General features: G+C 35.0%; 17 protein-coding genes. 5 read left to right on the forward strand and 12 right to left on the reverse strand.

What is annotated here, in order from left to right:
- Positions 1 to 143: 143 nt before the first annotated feature.
- From CLU81_RS11965 to CLU81_RS11995, 7 genes are all read right to left on the reverse strand, one after another.
- Positions 144 to 2,927, reverse strand: a complete 2,784-nt coding sequence (locus CLU81_RS11965; RefSeq protein WP_099710023.1) for a M4 family metallopeptidase — start codon at positions 2,925 to 2,927, stop codon at positions 144 to 146.
- 366 nt (positions 2,928 to 3,293) lie between these two features.
- Entirely contained in the window at positions 3,294 to 3,950 is a 657-nt protein-coding gene (locus CLU81_RS11970) for a CoA transferase subunit B (RefSeq protein WP_099710024.1), read from the reverse strand.
- Positions 3,951 to 4,048: 98 nt separating this feature from the next.
- Positions 4,049 to 4,945: a class A beta-lactamase, subclass A2 gene (gene bla / locus CLU81_RS11975; protein WP_099710025.1), complete on the reverse strand. Its 897-nt coding sequence runs from the start codon at positions 4,943 to 4,945 to the stop codon at positions 4,049 to 4,051.
- A gap of 358 nt (positions 4,946 to 5,303) precedes the next feature.
- Complete coding sequence (locus tag CLU81_RS11980; RefSeq protein WP_099710026.1) at positions 5,304 to 6,005, reverse strand: CoA transferase subunit A; 702 nt, start codon at positions 6,003 to 6,005, stop codon at positions 5,304 to 5,306.
- Positions 6,006 to 6,320: 315 nt separating this feature from the next.
- Positions 6,321 to 8,627 carry a penicillin-binding protein 1A gene (locus CLU81_RS11985; protein ID WP_099710027.1) on the reverse strand — a complete coding sequence of 769 codons (2,307 nt, stop codon included), beginning with the start codon at positions 8,625 to 8,627 and terminating at the stop codon, positions 6,321 to 6,323.
- Positions 8,628 to 8,639: 12 nt separating this feature from the next.
- Positions 8,640 to 9,119: a gliding motility lipoprotein GldH gene (locus CLU81_RS11990; protein ID WP_099710028.1), complete on the reverse strand. Its 480-nt coding sequence runs from the start codon at positions 9,117 to 9,119 to the stop codon at positions 8,640 to 8,642.
- Entirely contained in the window at positions 9,103 to 10,461 is a 1,359-nt protein-coding gene (locus CLU81_RS11995) for a regulatory iron-sulfur-containing complex subunit RicT (protein ID WP_099710029.1), read from the reverse strand. Before CLU81_RS11995 ends, CLU81_RS11990 begins: the two co-directional genes overlap by 17 nt.
- 474 nt (positions 10,462 to 10,935) lie before the next feature.
- On the opposite strand from CLU81_RS11995, the gene CLU81_RS12000 reads away from it, so the two are divergent.
- Positions 10,936 to 11,238: a transposase gene (locus CLU81_RS12000; protein WP_099707978.1), complete on the forward strand. Its 303-nt coding sequence runs from the start codon at positions 10,936 to 10,938 to the stop codon at positions 11,236 to 11,238.
- Positions 11,235 to 12,101: an IS3 family transposase gene (locus CLU81_RS12005; RefSeq protein ID WP_233209776.1), complete on the forward strand. Its 867-nt coding sequence runs from the start codon at positions 11,235 to 11,237 to the stop codon at positions 12,099 to 12,101. The genes CLU81_RS12000 and CLU81_RS12005 overlap by 4 nt, the downstream gene beginning before the upstream one ends.
- An 88-nt stretch (positions 12,102 to 12,189) precedes the next feature.
- On the opposite strand, the gene CLU81_RS12010 is transcribed toward CLU81_RS12005, so the two are convergent.
- Positions 12,190 to 13,548: a rhodanese-related sulfurtransferase gene (locus CLU81_RS12010; protein ID WP_099710030.1), complete on the reverse strand. Its 1,359-nt coding sequence runs from the start codon at positions 13,546 to 13,548 to the stop codon at positions 12,190 to 12,192.
- Between the two features lie 259 nt (positions 13,549 to 13,807).
- On the opposite strand from CLU81_RS12010, the gene CLU81_RS12015 reads away from it, so the two are divergent.
- Genes CLU81_RS12015 through CLU81_RS12025 form a run of 3 tightly spaced genes read left to right on the forward strand, consistent with a single transcriptional unit; the run spans position 13,808 to position 19,494 of the window.
- The gene (locus CLU81_RS12015; RefSeq protein WP_099710031.1) at positions 13,808 to 14,983 is read left to right on the forward strand and encodes an efflux RND transporter periplasmic adaptor subunit; all 1,176 of its coding nucleotides are present in this window, start codon (positions 13,808 to 13,810) and stop codon (positions 14,981 to 14,983) included.
- A gap of 3 nt (positions 14,984 to 14,986) precedes the next feature.
- Positions 14,987 to 18,133 carry an efflux RND transporter permease subunit gene (locus tag CLU81_RS12020; RefSeq protein ID WP_099710032.1) on the forward strand — a complete coding sequence of 1,049 codons (3,147 nt, stop codon included), beginning with the start codon at positions 14,987 to 14,989 and terminating at the stop codon, positions 18,131 to 18,133.
- On the forward strand, positions 18,130 to 19,494 hold the full coding sequence (locus CLU81_RS12025) for a TolC family protein (RefSeq protein WP_099710033.1): 1,365 nt from the start codon (positions 18,130 to 18,132) through the stop codon (positions 19,492 to 19,494). Before CLU81_RS12020 ends, CLU81_RS12025 begins: the two co-directional genes overlap by 4 nt.
- A gap of 190 nt (positions 19,495 to 19,684) precedes the next feature.
- Here CLU81_RS12025 and CLU81_RS12030 read toward each other — a convergent pair whose 3' ends face one another.
- The 4 genes from CLU81_RS12030 to CLU81_RS12045 form a co-directional block, all read right to left on the reverse strand.
- Positions 19,685 to 20,095 carry a BrxA/BrxB family bacilliredoxin gene (locus CLU81_RS12030; protein WP_026982321.1) on the reverse strand — a complete coding sequence of 137 codons (411 nt, stop codon included), beginning with the start codon at positions 20,093 to 20,095 and terminating at the stop codon, positions 19,685 to 19,687.
- Between the two features lie 180 nt (positions 20,096 to 20,275).
- On the reverse strand, positions 20,276 to 20,659 hold the full coding sequence (locus CLU81_RS12035; RefSeq protein WP_369804816.1) for an ArsR/SmtB family transcription factor: 384 nt from the start codon (positions 20,657 to 20,659) through the stop codon (positions 20,276 to 20,278).
- Between the two features lie 299 nt (positions 20,660 to 20,958).
- On the reverse strand, positions 20,959 to 22,137 hold the full coding sequence (locus tag CLU81_RS12040; RefSeq protein WP_099710035.1) for a lycopene cyclase family protein: 1,179 nt from the start codon (positions 22,135 to 22,137) through the stop codon (positions 20,959 to 20,961).
- Between the two features lie 18 nt (positions 22,138 to 22,155).
- On the reverse strand, positions 22,156 to 22,620 hold the full coding sequence (locus tag CLU81_RS12045) for a thioredoxin fold domain-containing protein (RefSeq protein ID WP_099710036.1): 465 nt from the start codon (positions 22,618 to 22,620) through the stop codon (positions 22,156 to 22,158).
- Between the last annotated feature and the right edge of the window lie 22 nt (positions 22,621 to 22,642).

The raw sequence follows: 22,642 nt of genomic DNA on the forward strand, positions 1-22,642 counted from the left end.
CGTTCCTCGAAATGACAAACTAGACGACTAATCATTGACTTTAAATAAAAAACCTTTGTGACTTCGTGTCTTTGCGAGATTATAACTTCATAAAAAAGCCTCGCAAATTGCGAGGCTCTTCATTTTTACTAATTTCAATCTAATTACTTCTTAACAAATTTCTTAACGATTCTTTTGTCACCTTTATTCAATTCGATGATATAAATCCCAGTACTCAAGTTGCTTACATCAACAAGATTTCCAGAAAGTTGACCAGTTTTTAATTGCTGACCTAATGTATTTATGATTCTAAATGAATAACCTTCGCTATTTGCAAACGAAACATTCAATTCACCTCCAACCGGATTTGGATATAAAGCAAAACTTGAAGTTTCAACTGTTTCCACTAATCCTGCAGCAATATCTTCACTTGCAATTGCGCCTGAAGCAGTTATGTTTATAGTATAATCTTCTACTTGGCCATAAGAGAAAGATTCACAAGATGTTGGAATTGCATTGTATTTCATCGAAACTCTAAGTCTTGTTGTTCCAAGAGTTGCAGTTGCAGGAATCGTAATTGATCCTGTTGCTGTTGAAGCTGTTGAAGCTGCTTTTGTATAAACAGTTTCGCCTGAATCTGAAAAATCACCATCTTGATTGTAGTCAATAAAAACAGCATATCCTTCGCTGTAAACAGATGAAGTCCATGTTGGCGTAATTGTTATTGTATATGCAGTTCCTCTTGCTGCATTTGTAGAAGTAGCTGTAAAATCTTCATATCCAGTTGTTGCTGTAGAAGTTTTATTGATAGTTCCAAAAACAACTTTAGAGATTCTCTCGTCTGTAGCACTATTTCCTTTTGATGTACAATAAGTAACTGAAGCAGCAGTTGTTGTAACATTTACAGCATTACTTGCTGCTGAAACATTTCCTGCGGCATCTTTGGCTTTAACTGTAAAAGTATAAGCTGTCAAAGCTGTTAATCCCGTTACGGTATAACTTGTTGTTGTAGAAGAACCTTTTAGAGTTGCTCCTTGGTAAATATCATATCCGGTTACAGCTACATTATCTGTAGAAGCTGTCCAAGTCAAATTAGTACTTGATCCTGTTGTTCCAGCTGCAGCAAGAGCTGTTGGAGCACTTGGAGCAACTGTATCTGTAGATCCTGAATATGCAGCTCCAACTCCTACTGCATAAAATGCATTTGTTGTTGCGATAACTTCTGCAGAACCTGCACCGTACAAGTCAATAGCCGATTGGATTCCTGAAGTTCTTGCATTTGCATAAGTAGAGTTCGAAGTTAAATACACACTTTCTAAACGGAAAGCAATTTTTGCTGCTTTGTCAATTGTGATTCCTGTTACGTTATACGCGTTTCCAATATCATTTGTTCCTGATTTACCTACAGACAAAATATAAAACCAGTGATTTAATACGCCAGAGTTGGTATGAACACCACATTGGTCATTGTTATTTGTTGGTGTACAGTTTACGTTTACCCAATAAGTTCCGCCATAAGTGTCCGGCTGTCCTTCAGAATTTGGATCGCTCATTGAACGTAAAGCTAAATGCCCGCTTCTTCTTTCGATATCTTCCCCTACTAACCAAGTCGATTTTGTTGGCGCAGCGCGATATTCGATACAAGCTCCCCAAATATCAGAGAATGCTTCGTTCATCGCTCCGGATTCTTTTTGATAAGCCAAATTTGCAGTATATGTACAAACCGCATGACCAATTTCGTGACCCGCAACATCAAGTGCTGTTAAGATATCAAATCCTCCTGTTCCTGTTCCGTCACCGTAAGTCATAACACTTCCGTTCCAGAATGCGTTATTATTATCCGGATATCCTGCTGCCACTAAGTTATAATGCACATAACTTTTGATTTTTGCTCCGGCATTGTCATAACTGTTTCTTCCGTGTACAGCTGACCAATAATCATAAGTCATTTCAGCTCCCCAATGTGCATCAAGCGCTCCATTATCTTTGTTTGTATTATTATACTCTGCTGCTGTCCAGTTATTATCTGCATCCGTAAAGTTTGTTGTTGGATAAGTCGCTGTTTTTGCCGAATTGTAAGTTTGAACTCCATTTCCGCGAGTACCATCAGATAAAATATACGAAGATCCGCTTAAAGTTGTCTGGATAGTTTGAGTTCCGCTATAACGAGTCGCAGCATTTGCAGCAACAATTGCCATTTTTGAAGTAGCGTTTTTGTTTTGTTCTTTGGCTGCAGCCGAAATAAATCTTCCATGGCTATTTTCGCCCAAATGTTTTATTGTTGCATTATAAAACAAAGCTTCTCCGGTTTGAGCATCGATATAAAGATCTCCACGACTCAATGGTTTTGTGGCATAAATATCAAACTTATAGGCTAAGCGAACTTTATCGGTTTTTCTTTCCTTTCCCTGGTCATCCATTGACGGAAGTAAAACAAGTTCACCTTTTGGTTTTTTATAGTCCATTGCGGCAGCATCTGCAGGAGTTTCCCATAAATACTGTTTTGCTCCTGTGTAGGCAATCGCTTTGTCAAAAGCTGCCTGACTTGACAATTTTGGCGTTGTTTTGACATTTTCGAGTGCATAAAACTCTCCATTCATCGAAACTACTTTTCCGCCTTTGGAGTGAATCGTATAATTCGCAAATTCTACTTTAACTCCTTGTTCATACAATTGAAACTTTTCATGCGTAAAACCTTCTTTGTCTGATTCTTTTTTAACCTTAGAAAAAGACTGATTCTCTTTTAATCCTAATTGTTCCTTGAAAACAGTATTATAATCTGTTTCCTTGTAACTGGATTTTTCACTAAATGTGATTAAACTTGGCTGTCCGTTTTCAGACACACTTTTCTGACTTACTCTTTTGTCGGTATTCTGTGCAAATCCTGATAGCGAAAATGTAAGAATAACAACTGTTCCGGCCATAATTTTTGGTAATTTTCTTTCCATAATAAATGTGGTATTTTAGTTTGGTTAAATGGATTACAAACAAAATATTTAATGTAAGTAAATACTTTATTTCGAGATAAAAGTATTTTATTTCTGTTAGATAATCGATGAAATTTACCTTTAATCGATAAAATACAACATCTTTTACCTAAAATTCACATTTATTTAACAAACCATGAAGATTTCACAAAAAGAAAGGCTTAAAATTGATTATTCTATTGATTTATAATATATTATACGGTAAAAAACCGCGGAGATCCCAATTTTACTGGGAAAAAGAACTTCTTCATTTTTTAATTTTTTCTTACAAAAAAAGACCAGCCTTTTAAAAGCTGGTCTTCGCGAATTTTTGTAAGAAATAAAACTTTATCTAATATCCATTTCCGGAATATCACCTTCAATAATTAATTCAGCTTCTGTTGATGCAATAATATGCTCAACAGAAATACCTGGCGCTCGTTCTAAAAGTTTAAAACCTTTCTCAGTCACTTCCAAAACCGCAAGCTCCGTTACAACCTTTTTTACGCAACCTACGCCTGTTAATGGCAAAGTACACTTTTTTAGTATTTTAGATTCGCCTGATTTATTTACGTGCATCATTGCAACGATAATATTTTCGGCGGAAGCCACTAAATCCATAGCGCCTCCCATTCCTTTTACCATTTTTCCCGGAATCTTCCAGTTTGCAATATCACCATTTTCTGAAACTTCCATTGCTCCCAGAATAGTTAAATCTACTTTTTGACTGCGAATCATTCCAAAACTAAAAGCAGAATCAAAGAAACTCGCTCCCGGCAATGTTGTAATGGTTTGTTTTCCAGCGTTGATAATATCGGCGTCTTCTTCTCCGGCAAAAGGAAATGGTCCCATTCCCAGAACACCGTTTTCACTTTGAAATTCAACCGCAATATCTTCTCTCACATAATTGGCAACCAACGTCGGAATCCCAATTCCAAGATTCACGAAATATCTATCTTTTACTTCTTTTGCAATTCGTTTTGCAATATCTTCTTTTGTTAACATATCTTTATTTAATTTGTTAATGAGGAAATTAGATAATTAGATAATGTCTTTTGTGACGCAATCCAATTAATTATCTAATTATCACATTTTCTAATTATCTAATTCGTTTTTTCATTTTTAGTGAAATAATTCCAAGTCGCTCTCGCTATATCAGCAATTATCTTCTCTGTATCTTCTTTGCTTTCTGTGATGTTTTTTAAAAACACAGAAATTATAAAATGTTTTCCGTTTGGGAGTTTTACAATTCCGATATCGTTCATTGCAACTCTTAAATTAGCGTCATTTGTTCCCGAAATTCCTGTTCTGTGGGCTAATTCAGTATTTTCTGGAAGTCCCGCTTTCAACCACGTAAGTCCTCTTGAAGTTTCTACCATTATCTGATACAAATACTTTGTTGTGGCTTCTTTTAGAATTTCTCCTTTATAGAATTTTTCTAATAACTGAGTTGCCGCCAACGGAGTCGTTGTATTGATATAAAGATTCTTCCAGTTTTTCATTTGTTCTTCGTTGACTTTAATAACGAAGTCTTTTATTCCTTGCTTATTGATAAATTTCTGCACCACTTTTGTGCCGCCAACTAAATCAATAAGTATATCACATCCGTTATTATCGCTATGTGAAACGGTATATCTCAATATTTTATCCAAAGTCAACTTCACATTTCCATCCGGATAATCTTCCTTCATCGGACTCCAGGTATCTTCATGCAAATCTCTCTTTTTAACGAAAATCTCCTGTGTCAATGAAAGCTTGCCTTCATCAACCAAATTCAAAACAGCCAACGCAATATGAAATTTAAAAACACTCATCAAAGGAGCTTTTAAGTTTCCGTTAATACTTAAAGTATCTTTATCTTCAATGCTTTTTATAGATATTCCGACTGTCGCATTTTTACTTGCAATAATCTGATTCAATTGTTGCCGAAGTTCATTTGTTGTTTGAGCAAACATCTGAAAAGACAGAAACGAAAACAGAATTACAGAGAATCTCTTCATTTAGTATGGTTTTTAAGGTTCTTATTTAATTAGAAAATGTGTCAATGAGAAAATTAGATAATTCTTTACTTTATGTAATTGATTATAATAACTTAATTATCAAATCGCAATAAATTATTTTTATCTTGAAAAACATTCAAATTAACCAATTTGAAATTACGTAATATTTCACTTTATATAATACATTATAATAAATTGATTTACAATTATTTTTATAAAAACAAATATTTTAACGCAACATCGTTGCTTTTGTATTTAATAATCAATTTTACAAAAGATTTCAATGATAAAATTGAACAATATGCACAATCTAAACAATTGCTTCATTATCTAATTGACAAATTATCTCATTATCTAATTAAACCCTCTGTCTTACGGTTCTTTGCTCGATTCTCTTCTCAAATTTTTCTCCTTGAAAAATACGTTGTACCATAATTCCCGGAATATGTATTTGATTTGGATCTAATGTTCCAACCGGAACCAATTCTTCAACTTCGGCAATTGTGATTTTTGCAGCGCCTGCCATACATGCGTTAAAATTTCTTGCCGTCCCTTTAAAGATAAGATTTCCGGCTTCGTCACCTTTCCATGCTTTTACAATGGCAAACTCCGCTTTGAAGGCTTGTTCCATGATATGCATCTTTCCGTTGAATTCACGAACTTCTTTTCCTTCTGCAACTTCTGTTCCATAACCTGCAGGTGTGAAGAAAGCTGGAATTCCGGCTTGTGCAGCACGACAGCGCTCCGCTAAGGTTCCTTGTGGAGTTAATTCGACCTCAAGTTCACCCGAAAGCATTTGACGCTCGAATTCGGCGTTTTCGCCAACATAAGACGAAATCATTTTTTTGACTTGTTTTTTCTGCAAAAGCAATCCTAAACCAAAATCATCAACTCCCGCATTATTTGAAATACAGGTTAAATCTGAAATTGAAGTATTTACTAATGCTGCAATGGTATTTTCAGGAATTCCGCATAAACCAAAACCACCAAACATGATGGTCATTCCGCTTTCGATTCCTTCTATAGCGTCCTGAACGTTATTTACTTTTTTTGTAATCATAACAAACTGTCTTTATTACTGTATATTTTTGATAAAAATAAGATTTTTAGATTAAATTATAACGATTTCGTAAAAATAAATCTAGTTTTTAACCGCAAAGTTCACAAAGATAAAACCGCAAGGTTCGCAAAGCTATTTTATAAAATTCAAACTGTGCGAACCTTGCGTAAATCTTACCGTTCTTTGCGGTTATATCTGTTTATGTAATTTCAATTTTTAAAATCATCATGAATTTCCAAAAAAAAATCCTTTTGTATTCTTCCGAATTTCAGAAGATCACAAAAGGATAATTATATTTAAAACATGAACTTTAAGTTACAGTTCGAATTCGTCTGTATTTTGTTCTGTTTGAGTTGTATCTTTTACTACTGCTGGTCTGCTATAGCAATCTACTTTTATCGAAAGATTTGCAGGTCTTTCAAATTCTGACTTAGAAACCTGAAGTCCTGGATCTGCATAACAAAGTTTCATGAAATAACCCCAAATTGGCAATGCTGCTGTAGCTCCTTGTCCGTAAGTTAAACTCTTGAAACGTGCCGAACGGTCTTCACAACCAACCCAAACACCTGTTACTAAGTTCGGAACCATTCCCATAAACCAACCATCTGATTGATTTTGCGTTGTTCCTGTTTTTCCTGCAATTGGATTTCTAAACACATATGGATATCCTGTCCAACGGTTGTCTCCACTTCCTCCTCCTTCAGTTCTTAAACGAGCACCTGAACCAGTTTCTGTAACTCCTTCTAATAACTTAATTACGGCAAAAGCTATATCTTTATTCAAAACGTCATGAGATTCCGGAATTGGCTCATAAATAACCTCTCCGCTTTTGTTTTCTATACGAGTTAAAAACTGTGGCTTAACATAAACTCCTTGATTTGCAAATGTACTATATGCTGCAACCATATCTTCAACGGTAATATCTACAGCTCCTAATGCGATTGAAGGCTGAGCAGGAATTTCGGTTTTAACACCTAATTTATGCGTTAATTCCACAACAGCTTCAGGACCAACACGATCGATTAATTTAGCCGAAACTGTATTGATCGAATTTGCAAGACCTTGTTTTAAAGTTACCATTCCGCGGTATCTGTTGTCAGAGTTTCTTGGTTCCCAATCTGCTGTAACGTTGTGACGTCCTTTGTGAATCATAAATGGTCCGTCAAGAATAGAATCACAAGGCGACATATTCAATTGTTCGATTGCAGTTGCGTAAACAAATGGTTTAAAAGTAGAACCTACTTGTCTCGCTCCTTGTCCAACGTGATCGTATTGGAAATACTTATAGTTAATTCCTCCAACCCACGCTTTTATATTTCCGGTTTGAGGCTCCATTGCCATTAAACCTGATTGCAAGAAGTGCTTGAAATAACGAATGGAATCCATTGGAGTCATTGTTGTGTCACGCTCTCCTTTCCAGGTAAATATGCGCATTTTTGTTTTTACTTTGAATGAAGCAATGATATCATCTTCACTTTTATCCATATCTTTCATGATTGCCCAACGCGTTGAGTTTTTCATGGCCTGCATCATCAATTTATCTGTTTCTGCCTGCGTGATATTTACGAAAGGTGCATTTTTATTGTTTTTTTGCTCGATGAAAAATTGTTGTTGTAAATTTTTCATGTGCTCAGAAACCGCTTCCTCCGCATGTAATTGCATTCTTGAATCGATTGTGGTGTAAATTTTTAATCCATCTTTGTAGATATCATAATCTGAACCGTCTGGTTTTTTGTTTTCAGAAACCCATTTTTTCATGTAATCACGTAGATATTCTCTGAAATAAGTAGCTGTTCCTTCGCGGTGACTTTCTAATTTGAATTTCAACGTAATTGGCAAAGCTTGTAATCTCAATTTTTCAGATTCTGTAATCATCTTTGCTTTCTCCATTTGAGAAAGTACTACATTACGACGATTTTTTACTCCTTCTGGATTACGAACCGGATTATATAACCCTGAATTCTTGAACATTCCCACTAAAATAGCGGACTCATCCATGGTCAAATCCTTAGGATCTTTAGAAAAATAGGTTTGCGCTGCTGAACTTACTCCAACAGAATAGTTCCCAAAATCATAAACGTTGCAATACATTGCCAAAATTTCATTTTTGGTATATTGTCTTTCCAGACGAATGGCGATTATCCACTCTTTTATTTTCTGTACAATCCTGAATGGAAGAAACTTAGACCCTTCACCATGAAACAATTGTTTAGCTAATTGTTGTGATAATGTACTTGCGCCACCATTGGTTCCTAAACTAAAAACAGCTCTTAAAGTTCCACGTCCGTCGATTCCTGAGTGTTCGTAAAAACGAGCATCTTCGGTGGCAACCAAAGCTTCTACCAGACTTTTTGGTAAATCTGAGTACTTAAGCTGTGATCTGTTGGTTTTGAAATATTTACCAATAACTACTCCGTCAGACGAAATAATTTCTGTAGCTAAATTGGAATCTGGATTTTCTAAGTCTTCAAAAGAAGGCATTGATCCAAATAATCCCCATGATGCAAATAAAAAGAAGGCTAAAATACCCAATAAGGTATATGCAAAAATTCTCCAGAATTTCTTTTTATAGTAGTTAATATCCTTATTACTATTAGGTTGGTTGTTTTTCTTGGTGGCCATATAACTATTTTTCTAATCTTTTTGTTCTATTCTAAAACCTACGTCTGTAATACCATCTAAAGCCTGAACTCCAGGAATTTTTCCTGATTCTCTAACAGCTTGTTTTATATGTACTTTGTATTTCCCTCTAAACTTTACATCTTCTTTATAAAACAGTTTACTTTCTTTTATGTCCGTAAAACCATTTCCAAGCAAAGTTCCATCAGGATTTGCCATTTGATATTCTAAAGTATCGACTTTGGTGAAACCACTCGGCGTTTCTATAGCAACAATTAAAAACAAATTATTGAACGGATAATTGTTATTCTCTCTCAAATTTACAAATAAATTGTATTTTTTTGTAGAATCCAAAACTGGTAAATCAAAGGTTACAACGCTGTCTTTGTGCCATGCACTTCCAACAGATTTGTACTGATCGAATACTCTTTTTTTATCACAAGAAAAAAGAAGTATCGCTACCAAAAGAAGAATCCCGCTATTTTTTATTCTCATTTTTAGTAATAATTATAGGTTTTCTAGGTTCAGCCAGTTTATTCTCATTCGAATTTTTAGGTTTATTCGATTGATTTGGCTTATTATTATTCGGTTTATTTCCTTTGTTTGGATTTGGATTTCCATTTCCTACTCCACCTCCAGGCTTGTTTTGATTCTGATTTGGATTCGGTTGTGGTTTCTTTGGTGCAGCCACCACTTCTGCCTCCACATTTGGTTTGCGTTTGCGATTTGGTTTTTTCTTTCTTTTTGGCTGATCAAAACGGGTTAAACTTTCCTGACCCATTGCATTATTAAAGTCTTTTTCAGGCTCTGAAGTAATTTCAACAGCAAAATCTTCTAATGAAGAAACTTTGTTTTTCAACTTATTTTCAGCAATAATTTCTTTTACCTGATCAATTTTCAAAACATGCCAGTTTGCAAAATTATTCGTGTAGGCAAACCACATTAATCCTTTAAAAATATCTTGTTTTTGACAAATTGCATCTCCTTTTTCGGTCACCAATTTAGTGTCATAATCCGGAAAGTCCTTCAATGCATCCATGTAAGTATCAAGCTCATAGTTTAAGCAACACTTTAATTTTCCGCATTGTCCGGCTAATTTTTGTGGATTTAATGAAAGCTGCTGATATCTTGCTGCGGATGTATTTACACTTCTAAAATCAGTAAGCCATGTTGAACAGCAAAGTTCTCTTCCGCAAGAACCAATTCCACCTAAACGAGCTGCTTCCTGACGGAAACCAACTTGTTTCATCTCAACTCTGGTACTGAATTCTTTGGCAAAATCTTTAATCAAAAGTCTAAAATCGACTCTGTCATTTGCCGTATAGTAAAACGTAGCTTTCGATCCGTCTCCCTGAAATTCAATATCAGAAATTTTCATTTCCAATTTATGCTGAATTGCCAATTCTCGGGCTCTAACTTTCATCGGTTCTTCGCGATCACGCGCTACAGACCAAATATCAATATCTTTTTGAGATGCTTTTCGGTAGATTTTTGGCACTTCATTACTTTCGTGATTTACGCCTTTTTTCTTCATTTGAATTTTAACCAATTCGCCTGTCAGAGTAACAATACCAATATCATGTCCTGGTGATGCAACAGTTGCTACAATATCACCAATACTTAAAGTTAATTTTTCTGAATTTCTAAAGAATTCTTTACGTCCGTTTTTAAAACGTACTTCAACGCAGTCAAAAATAGCCTCTCCATTAGACGGACTCATATTTGCGAGCCAGTCAAAAACCGTCAATTTATTGCAGCTATCGGTGCCGCAAGTCCCATTATTTTTACAACCTTTTGGTGCGCCACCATCTGAGGTTGAACAACTTGTACATGCCATAATTATATATGTAGTGTTGCAAAAAAGCAACTTAAGTTCATAAACGTTTGATCGGTAAAGATAGTATTTTTTTTAGTTTGCTTTTTATCGATTATTCTAAAGCTATGTTAAATGGGTAAACACCTCATTTTTAAGCATAAGCAATTCTATCATTTACTTAAAATTGGCTTATTCTAACACTCTTTTGACTTTTACCATTAACCGTCTTTCTCTAAATGGAGGAATTTTGCAACTTAAAAAAATCAGAGATTTTACTTGATCTAACAATTGTAGAATAAGTAACGATTACTTTCTAACAGAATACCTCTTAAAAGCCCAAGAGTCATTTGTTTCTAAATCATTTTATCATGCAAAATACTACTTATAAGAAACTTCTTTTTGTTTACTCTTTCATTCTTTTATTTTTTGGAGTTGCTACATTTACTGGGACATAAATTTTAAGACTGTTTAAATAAAAATAAATATCTTAGAATTATGAAAAAACGAGTTTACAGTGCTGAGTTTAAATCATCAGCAGTACGATTAAGTTACGAGCGAGAAAACATCAAAGAATTAGCAGATGAACTAGGCGTCCAGGTAGAGCGTATTTATAAATGGAGGTCTTCTCAAAAAACATTTACTAATCTACAACCAATTATTTCTAAAAAGACAGAGATAGATTCTTTAGAAGTAAAACAATTACGAAAAGCCCTTAAAGAAAAAGAATTAGAGCTTGAGATATTAAAAAAGGCCGTTCACATCTTTTCCAAGAGCGATGGGAAATCTACCAATTTATAGTCAGCTATAAACATTTATATCCTATTGAAAAGATGTGCAGCGTTTTAAAAGTAAGCCGAAGTAGTTATTATAGATGGTTCAGTGGCGGTCCTTCTAATAGATTTATAGAAAATAGTCTATTTACAGATTTAATAAAAGAAGTTTTTGATCTAAGCAGTCAAACTTACGGAAGTCCCAGAATAGCGGAACAGCTAAAAAGAAAAGGATATAAAATATCCAAAAGGAAAGTTGCTAAATTGATGCTTCTTAATGGCTGGAGAAGTAAACTTAAAAGACGCTTTAAAGTAACCACAGATTCTAATCATCGATATCCAGTGTGCAGTAATCATCTCAATAGAAATTTTACACCAAAATCACTTAATGAGGTTTGGGTGTCTGATATAACCTATATAAGAACAGCTGCCGGCTGGTTATATCTTACTACTATTATTGATTTATATGACAGGCAGGTTATAGGATGGTCATTAAGCACACGAATGTATACCGATCAAACGATTATTCCAGCTTGGAAAATGGCAGTATCAAAAAGAGAAATAACAGAATCTTTACTTTTTCATTCAGATAGAGGAATACAATATGCTTCGATAGAATTCAGAAAATTGATTAATAAAAATACTTTAATCACTCAAAGTATGAGTAGAAAAGCTAATTGTTGGGATAATGCTGTAGCTGAAAGTTTTTTCAAGACCCTTAAAGCAGAACTTATCTATCAGCATAAATTCACAACCATTGAAGAAGCTAAATTAGCAGTCTTTGAATATATAGAAGTATGGTATAATAGAAAACGTCTGCATTCTTCTTTGGGATATAAAACACCTAAAGAAATGGAACTAGAATTTTATAAAATAGAAAGTGTAGCATAGGTCTTAGAAAATTTGTCCGACTTTTTGTTGCAAGTCCATCCATAATTTGGTAAAAGAATGCGACATGTAAATTAGCTTAAAATTTCAGCTAATTTACAATTTTATACAACTTATCTGACAAACGAATACGAAAAGGAACTTCAAAAGTAACTTTATCACCAATCTTAGCCGTTAAAGCTTCAACTTCGTTGACGATCATTTTTTCTAAAACCAATTCCTGATTACCGGTAGTTGGTCCGGAAATTAAGATTTTATCGCCAGTATTCAAGTCGTGATTTTCAATAGTAAAAAGACCAACTTGTGCTTTTACATAATAATGTTCTGCTTTACCAAGAAGTACTTTTTTTACTTTTATCTTTTGACGAATATCCGCTTGTTTTTCGGCTGTAGCCAAAGAATTATTCGGTAATTCGCCTGAATGTTTGAATTTTAGATTTTCAGACTTTCCTTTTCTAAAAACTTTATTTCCAACTTGTTTTCCGATTCTTAATCTTACCTGATCAACCAACGGCATATGAATAATGTCAAGACATTCTGTAGAACAACAGTTTTCCATAGCAGCTTTACAATCATCACATTGAATGAACAACAAATGACATCCGTCGTTTTCACAATTCGTGTGATTATCGCAAGGTTTTCCGCATTGGTGACATTGCGAAATAATATCTTCAGTAATTCTTTCGCCAAGGCGATTATCAAATACGAAGTTTTTTCCAATGAATTTACTTTCTAAACCTTCAGCTTCAATTTGTTTGGCGTAATTAATGATTCCGCCTTCTAACTGAAAAACATTTTTAAAACCCTGATGTTTAAAATAAGCACTCGCTTTTTCACAACGAATTCCACCTGTACAATACATTACAAGATTTTTATCTTCCTTATGATTTTGAAGCTGATCGTTGATTATAGGCAAACTCTCTCTAAAAGTTTCTACATCTGGAGTAATTGCACCTTTAAAATGTCCAACTTCACTTTCGTAGTGATTTCTAAAATCTACCACAATAGTATTTGGATCATCAAGGATTTCATTGAATTCTTTGGCTTTCAAGTGAACGCCAATATCAGTAACATCAAAAGTTTCATCGTTTAAACCGTCAGCAACAATTTTATGACGAACTTTAATAGTTAATTTTAAAAAGGAATGATCATCATGTTCTACCGCTTCATTCAAACGTATACCTTTCATGAAATCATAAACTTCCAGAGTTGCTCTAAAAGCCTCCAAATTTTCTTCAGGAATACTCATTTGAGCATTAATTCCTTCATTGGCAACATAAATTCGGCCTAAAGCATCGAGCTTATTCCAGGCTAAAAATAAATCATCGCGAAATTTTTTGGGATCTTGAATTTTGGCATACGCATAGAAAGACAACGTTAGTCGTTGTTTACCGGCATCATCGATAATGATGGCTCTCTCTTCTGCGCTTAAAGTGTTGTACAGTTGCATGCTATAAACTAATTTAAGTTGAGAAATAATTATGTAATGAATTCTATTTTCCTAGTGAATTCGGGCGCAAAGGTAAGCTTTTCTTTGCAATTTCAAAACCAACTAAAAGCCAAAAATTAAACAACATAAGATATGTTCAAAAATTTAAGAATTTCCACTCGTAACTCATTCAATAAAATGACCTCTTTTAGTCTAAAAACCTTCGCAATTAAAAAAACACTACTGTTTATCAGAGCGTTACTAAAAATTTAGTATATTTATGTTAACAATTTTAACATTTATACTTATGAATGCTTTAAAACTACCAAAACCAATCTTCCCAATTCTCCTTTTTCTACTCTTGTTTATTTCTTGCAAAAAAGAACAACCGAAAGCGCCACCGCCCATGCAGGCACCTTTTGTCACAGTAAAAAGTGAAGATGTCCCAATTTATAAAGATTTTGCCGGACAAACTTTTGGCGAATTAGACATTGAATTAATTGCTCGAGTAGACGGAATATTGACCGGGTTATATTTTAAAGAAGGTCAAAAAGTTAAAAAAGGTCAATTACTCTATACAATTGATCCGTTAGAATATGAAACTAAAGTCGAACAAGCTCGCGGACAGGTTGCTGTTGCACAAAGTAGCTTGGTAAATGCTAACGAAGAATTAAAAAGAATTCGTCCACTTGCCGATATGAATGCCGTAAGTAAGCGAGAATTAGACGCGGCAGTTGCAAAAGACAAAGCCGCAAGATCTAATTATGCCAGTATGCAGGCAAGCTTAAAAAATCAAGAAATAGAACGAGGTTATTGCAACATTAAATCTCCAATCGATGGTGTTATCGGACTTTCGAATGCCAGATTAGGAGATTACATTACCAAACTGGGCAATGCCTCAAGATTGAATATGGTTTCGAAACTTGACAAAGTAAGAGTACAATTTACAGTTAGTGAATCTGATTATCTTAAATACCAGAAAAGCACTAAACAAGGCGAAAAAATCACTGATCTTCAGCTAATATTATCAGACGGAAGCATTCATCCCGAAAAAGGAACTCTGAACTTTTCTGATACTAAAATAGATCCTACAACAGGAACCGTAACTATTGAAGCACAATTTCCAAATCCTGACGGGACTTTGCGTTCAGGACAATTCGGAAAAGTTCGCGTTTTGATTCGCACAGCAAAAGATGCAATCGTAATCCCTCAAAAAGCAGTTACTGAAATTCAGGGACTATTTCAGGTTTCTGTAATCGATGATAAAAACACTATTCAAACCCGAATGGTGGAAGTAGGTCAAAAAACTGGTGTTGACTGGATCATTACAAAAGGACTAAAACCTAATGAAAGAGTAGCAATAATTGGTAATCAGTTTATTCAGCCCGGATCAACTGTTGCCCCAGTTCCTTATGTGGCCGACAAAAAACAGATTGCATCATCTCAAAACGACTAAATTATGGATAATTTTTTTGTAAGAAGACCGATAGTCGCCATCGTACTATCCATATTTATCGTTATTATTGGAGGGCTTTCAATCCTTGGAACTCCCATAGCGCAATATCCTGAAATTGCACCACCTTTAGTACAAGTTTCAACTAGTTATAGAGGTGCAAATGCCTTAAATGTAGAGCAAGCCGTTGCCACACCAATTGAACAAAAAGTAAACGGAGTTGAAAACATGCTTTACATGCAATCGACCAATACCGGAGATGGAAGTATGACTCTGAACATTACATTTGACATGGGAACTGATTTGGATATCGCAACAATGCTTACCCAAAACAGAGTAAATGAAGCGACCAACAAACTCCCAAACGATGTAAAAACAACAGGAGTTACGACCAAAAAGTCGCTTTCGATGCCTTTGCTTATTATCTCGTTGTTCTCTCCCGAAAAAACATTTGACAATAACTTTTTAACTAATTATGCCAATATCAATATTGTAGATGCATTGGCGCGTATTAAAGGTGTTGGAGAAGTTACACTCTACGGAGGAAGTAGTTATGCAATGAGAATTTGGGTCAAGCCCGATATCATGTCCAAATACAATCTGACAGTTCCCGATATTATTCAGGCGATTAAAGAACAAAATGCGATTTCACCAGGAGGAAAATTTGGAGCACCGCCAGCAACAGACAACAATGAATTTACTTATAACGTAACGCTAAAAGACCGTTTAGTAAATCCTGAAGATTTTGAAAATATCATTCTAAAATCAAACATCAACAATCAGCAAGTCCGCTTAAAAGATGTTGGAACCGTGACTTTAGGAACTGAAAGTTATGCTTCAGTCGCCAGACTAAACGGAAGTCCCGCGGGAACAATTGGAATTAAACAAATGCCGGGTTCTAATGCTTTAGAAGTTGCTGCCAATGTCAAAAAAACAATCGAACAATTAAGCAAACGTTTTCCACAGGATTTAAAATATCGAGTTTCATTAGACACAACCCTCGCCATTTCTGAAGGAATTAATGAAATCATGCACACACTTGTCGAAGCTATTATATTGGTAATTATAGTAGTTTTTATCTTTTTGCAAAACTGGCGTGCAACACTGATTCCGCTAGTAACCGTACCTGTTTCCTTGGTTGGAGTTTTCATGCTTTTCCCATTATTAGGATTCTCAGTAAACGTGCTTTCCCTTTTAGGATTAGTACTCGCGATTGGTATTGTGGTCGATGATGCAATTGTCGTCGTCGAGGCCGTAATGCATCATATCGAACAAGGAATGTCTCCAAAAGACGCTACAAATCAAGCGATGAAAGAAGTTTCAGGTCCCGTAATTGCAATCGCAATTGTACTAACCGCAGTATTTATTCCCGTTGCATTAACACCCGGAATTACTGGACGACTCTATCAGCAATTTGCCATTACAATTGCGATTTCGGTAATATTTTCCGCGCTAAGCGCCTTAACTTTAAGTCCCGCTTTATGTTCTTTATTACTAAAACCTAATCAGGAAGCAAAAGGCTGGCTTGGAAAATTCTTTGCCGCTTTCAATCGAAAATTTTCATCTTTTACAGATAAATACACCGGTTTTTCAGGTTTTCTAATCAAGAAAATGGCGCGAAGTTTTATTTTCATCGGAATTCTGATTGGAGCCATTATTCTTTTGGGAGGAAAAATTCCGGGTGGATTCGTTCCTGAAGAAGATCAAGGATATATGTTTGTGAATATTGAATTACCCGGCGCTTCATCCTTAGAAAGAACCAATAAAGTGATTCAGAAAATCGAGCATATTTTATCCAAAAATGATGGTGTCGAATATTACACTTCTGTCGCCGGATTTAGTTTAATCAAAAACTCGGTTGCAACTAATAACGGATTCTTTTTCGTCGCCTTGAAAGAATGGAAAGAACGCAAACAAGACGTCTTTCAGATTCTAAAAGAAGTAAATGGAAAAGTAGTTTTTGGAATTCCCGAAGCAACCGTCTTTGCTTTTGGTCCACCGCCAATTACCGGAATTGGTAATGCCGCGGGATTCTCAATGATGCTTCAGGATAAGGAAGGAAATACGCCTCAATATCTCTTTGAAAACTCACAACGATTTATGGCCGAAGCTAAGAAACGACCAGAAATTGGAACCATCCGAACAACCTTTAATCCAAATGTACCGCAAATTAGTCTCGATGTTGATCGGGAAAAAGTTACAGAACTTGGACTTTCTCTTTCAGATGTCAATCTCGCAATTGGTGCCAGTTTAGGAGGTCAATATATTAATGAGTTCAACAAATTTGGGCGTCAATATATTGTATTGCTCCAGGCAGATCCAAGTTTTACAGTAAATCCCGAAGACATAAATAAGATTTTTGTTCGAAGTAAAAGCAACAAAATGATTCCGATTTCGAGTATTGCAACCATTCGAAAAGAAAGCGGACCCGAATTTACAACCCGTTTTAATTTGTATAGGGCCGCGGAAATTGGAGGAACGCCCGCGCCCGGATTTACTTCCGCGCAAGCAATGACAGCTTTAGAAGAAACCGCTCAAAAAACCTTGCCAGCAGCGATGAGTTATGAATGGGCGAATATGAGTTATCAGGAAAAACAAGCCGAAGGAAAAGGAAATACAGTATTCATCATGGCACTTGTTTTTGTATTCCTGATTTTAGCAGCACAATACGAAAGTTGGAAATTGCCATTTAGCGTACTTCTGGGAACTCCTTTTGCCGTTTTTGGTGCATTTTTAGGATTATATATCTGTCGCTTTTTTAGTCCGGATTATGTTAATAATGTCTTTGCCCAAATTGGGCTCGTTATGCTTATTGGACTCGCGGCAAAAAATGCCATTTTGATTGTCGAATTTGCCAAAGAAGAATATGAAAAAGGAATGCCGGTAAAAGAAGCAGCTTTATACGCAGCCAAACTTCGTTTCCGACCAATTCTAATGACAGCCTTTGCATTTATTTTGGGAGTTGTCCCTTTGTTAACCGCAACAGGAGCAGGAGCTCAAGCCAGAAAAGTAATGGGAATGACCGTTTTTAGCGGTATGCTCGTCGCTACGATTTTAGGAGTCTGTTTGATTCCGGTGTTATTTGTATTTATTGAAACTTTTGGAAAGAAACCTTCAAAAGAAATTGATGAACCTAAAAAGGAAGAACCATGAAAAATCTAAAATTAATAGTAGCAGTACTTTTGATGGCCGTTTTTCCTTATGGATGTATGGTTGGACCAAAATACAAACAACCCGAACAACCTAAACCGGAAACTTTCTTGCATGGTGATCATACTACGGACACAACAAATACGGTGCGAACCATAAAATGGTCAACAATTTTTAATGATCCTGTTTTAATTGGATTAATCGAAAAAGGGCTTCAAAACAACTTCGATTTAAAGATCGCCATTGCACGATTAGAGCAAGCCAGAGCCAATCTCGGAATAGCTAAAGCCGACTTATATCCTTCTTTTCAATATTCAGGACAAGTAAATAGTGCCGAAACGTTTGCAATGCCTAATTCTGCTTTTGCAAACATGTCCTGGGAATTGGACTTTTGGGGAAAATACCGTCATCAGAAGAAAGCTTTTCTAAATGATCTTTTGGCTTCTGATGAAGCTCGAAAAGTGGTACTTTCAGATATCGTCAGCAATATTGCAATTTCGTATTTTGAGTTACGTGATTTTGATAATCAATTAGAAATAACCATTCATACTTTAGAAACGAGACAAAAAGCTTATGATATTATAAACGAACGTTTTAAAAGTGGTTATGTTGCTGAATTAGACAAAGTTCAAATCGAACAACAAGTCGCAATTGCCGAAGCCAACATTCCTGCAATTAAAAGACAAATTACAGCACTTGAAAATTCGATTTCTATTTTAATCGGACAAGTTCCGCAGCCTATCGAAAGAGGAAAAACCAATAGTGAATTGTTGATTCTCACTACTTTTCCAACTTCAATTCCATCTGCTTTGCTCGAAAACCGACCTGACGTAAAAGCCACTGAACTTTTGTACCGTTCTGCAAACGAAAGAATTGGTGTTGCACAAGCCATGCGATATCCATCTTTTAATATTGCCGCTTTAGCTGGTTTTACAAGTGTTATGGTTGCCGATTTATTTAATGATGCCTCGTATTTACAAAATGTAGGTGCGGGAGTTACCGGCCCAATCTTCAATTTCGGAAAAAACAAACGCCGTGTCGAAGTGAACCGCCAAATTGCCGAAGAACGCAAACTGAACTTTCAAAAAACCTATTTAACAGCTATTTCTGAAGTTGAAAATTCGCTTCAAAATGTTGCGATGTACAAAGAAGAATGGGCTGCAAGAAACAGACAAGTCATAGCGGCACAAACGAATTATGATTTATCAAATGCCAGATATTACAATGGTTACGTTTCGTATCTGGAAGTTCTTGATGCACAAAGATCACTATTCGAAGCGCAACTTAGTCTTTCTAATTTAACACAAAAACAATTATCCTCAATGATCCAATTGTACAAAGCGCTTGGCGGAGGATGGAATTAGTTTTTTTTAAAAAAGGCACTAAGGTTCTGAGTTACTAAGGCTCTAAGCTTTTAAAATAGGACTCGATAAAAAACAAAAAAGCATCAGCCGCGGCTGATGCTTTTTTATTTAAATCTTTGTACCTCTGTACCTTTGCTACTTTGAACCTAAAAACTTAGAGCCTTAGTAACTCAGAACCTTAGTCCCTTAATTAGCAAAACTCATTAAACGCATCTTGCAAGTTCTCAGCGATTAATTCAGCTGGGCGACCTTCGATGTGGTGACGTTCTAACATGTGAACCAATTCTCCGTTTTTGAATAAAGCCATAGATGGCGAAGATGGAGGAAAAGGAAACATATGTTGTCTTGCAGCATCAACAGCTTCTTTGTCAACACCAGCAAAAACAGTAATTAAGTGATCTGGTTTTTTAGCTCCTTCTAAACTCATTTTTGCTCCCGGACGTGCATTTCTTGCAGCACAACCACAAACAGAGTTTACAACAACTAGAGTGGTACCTTCAGCTTTGATAGCATTATCTACAGCGTCAGCACTATGTAAATCTTGAAAACCTGCAGCTGTTAATTCAGCTTGCATTGGTTTTACCATTTCTTCTGGATACATATTTCTTATTTTTAAATTTTACTTTTGAAATGCAAAGTTACAAAGTTTACTCGCAACTACTTAATTTCAAGTATAAAGTTTTGTTATAGTACGATAATAGATTACAAATCAACCTAAATGTTATAAAATCCGATCAAATATTCTCTCTTCATTATTTATTTTATCGCGAATCTTGAATTACTAAAGTGCCACTTTTACCCTTCTGTCGGGAAACTCATAATTATGTTGTTTCAAATGATTTTTTCTACCTATTAATTTGTGTCTTGTTGCTGAAACCGTTGACTTACTTTTTTCCGGAATTTCCATAGTTGAAAGATAACTGCTCAAATATTTTTTAAGCATCTGAATATTCTCAACCTCAACAGAGTAAATAGTTTTCTTTCCAATATTTTCGATATTTACCAAATTTGCTTTTTTTAATTCTAACAAATGTTTTGATATCGTCGATTGTGCTAACGGAATTAATTCAACAATTTCACCACAAGTTCTATTGTTTCTTTTCCATAAAAGCGTCATAATTTCAATTCGTGTTGGATGTCCAAGAGCTTTGCAAATTTTGCCGATTGCTTTTGTTTATAAATCAAAATTTAAGTGTTTTGTAATTCCCATTAACTTGCCAATTTGTTCATTATCGTAAAAAAACGATTACAGTAAATCTGTGCGGCAAAGCTAAATGTCAAAACAAGTTTTCAATGACCTCAAAAGGTTCTTAAAGCAAAAGAATAAGACATCTTATTGGAATGAATCTTCATATTCTAAGGTATCCACTACTTTTTACGATATAAGAATTATTAAAATAGTAATGGAAACGAAGAGATAAATTGCACGCAGATTATACCGATTTAAACAGATAAATACAGATGTCATTTAAATGCAACCCGAAACAAAGCTATAATAAATGGCATTTTAGGACATTTTAAAATCACCTGAAAATCCTGTACTAAACTAGTTTCTTCATCCAAAAACTTAAAAATCAAAGCCGGATTTCCTTTTCTAAACAAAGAAGAAAAAATAGCACTTCCCAATTCATTATGGCGATACAGAATATCCAAAAGCAATAAATCATAAAACCAAAATCGGTTTTTCTTATGAAACGATGTCATTCTCAGCGATTCCGAAGCTTCGGAAGAAGGAGCACAGAGAAACGCGACCAATTCAGATGATTTTTTATCAGAATTTCTAAACGTAAAACCCGTACTTGCTTTTGTCCATCCGCCGGCAGTTCCAATATTTAAAACTCTTTTGGTGTTTTTCTTCCAAAAAGGATAAGATGTCATTGGAATACTTCCCTGCTCCTTTTCGATAATTTCAAAATTCTTTGTTCCGAGTTTCTTCAAATAAAGCTGAATCTCATTTTCGTATTCTTCTTTTGGAAGTAGTTTTTCAGAAAACAAAGTATATTCAACCAAAGCTTCGGTTTTCGAAACAGGCAAAACATACATAAATCTTGTATTCCCTTTTTGTTCAACCGAAAAATCCATAAAAGTGGCTTGTTCCGGATTGAAGATTTCAGATTCACTTTTTACAAACCAACCTGTAAAATGCTGCTGCAAAACCGGATATTTGATTTGATTTTCGGCGAAAGCCTTTGTATAAATACTATTGAATAACGAATCACAAGTATATCTGTTTTCTTCAGTTCCAACAAAAACATGCGTTTCGAGTTCGTTGATGTCCGTTACTTTTTCATTTAGAAAAGTAATATTCGAATGTTTCGAAAGCGTTTCAAAAACAAAATTATAAAAATCTAAACCCCGAATTTGATTGTACTGATAAGGTTTTAACGCCAAATCACGTTTAAAGTTTTCATTGGCAAATAAAGCCGAATCCCACTTTTTGAAAATAATAGAATCCCAAATTGTTTCTTCTTTTGCCCAAAAACACCAAGTTCTGTCATTTGTTTTTTTTGAATCCTGATCTAAAAGCAAAATAGCTTTGTCTGAAAATTTTCCGGACAATGTCATTTTATAAACAGTCATCAAAGCAGATAAACCTGATCCGGTAAAAATGTAGTTGAAATGTTTTATTTGCGAGGAAGTCATCTTCAAAAATAAGAAATTTTATTCTTTCAATTTTTCTAAAAGAAGGTTAAAATCCTTTGGACTTAAATAGTTGTTGTACTGCAGAATAATTTCTTTTTTCTCATTCAAAACACATAAAACCGGATAAACAATTTGATTATTCATCGTTCCTAATTGCAAAGCCAGTTCATGAACGCCAACATTATTCCCCGAAGGCTGAAATTTAAAAACCTGATTATTGAACGTAATATCTCGTTTTTCTTCAGCATTTAAATCAATGAAATAAAACTCGGAATTCAGTTTACCAATAATTTCCTGATTTTTAAAAGTGGTGCTTTTCATTCTTTGGCAAAACTGACACCAATCTGTATGGATGAAAACGATTATTTTTCGCTTTTGAATTTGCTGCAAACTATCTACTTCCTCAAAAGTTCTGCTTTTTAATTGACAGAATCCTATTGAGGTTATACCGAAGAAGATTATAAATAGTATTAGCTTTTTCATTTTGATTTTAGGAATGTTATTA

The sequence above is a fragment of the Flavobacterium sp. 9 genome, from assembly GCF_002754195.1.
In the GTDB taxonomy this organism is placed as follows: domain Bacteria; phylum Bacteroidota; class Bacteroidia; order Flavobacteriales; family Flavobacteriaceae; genus Flavobacterium.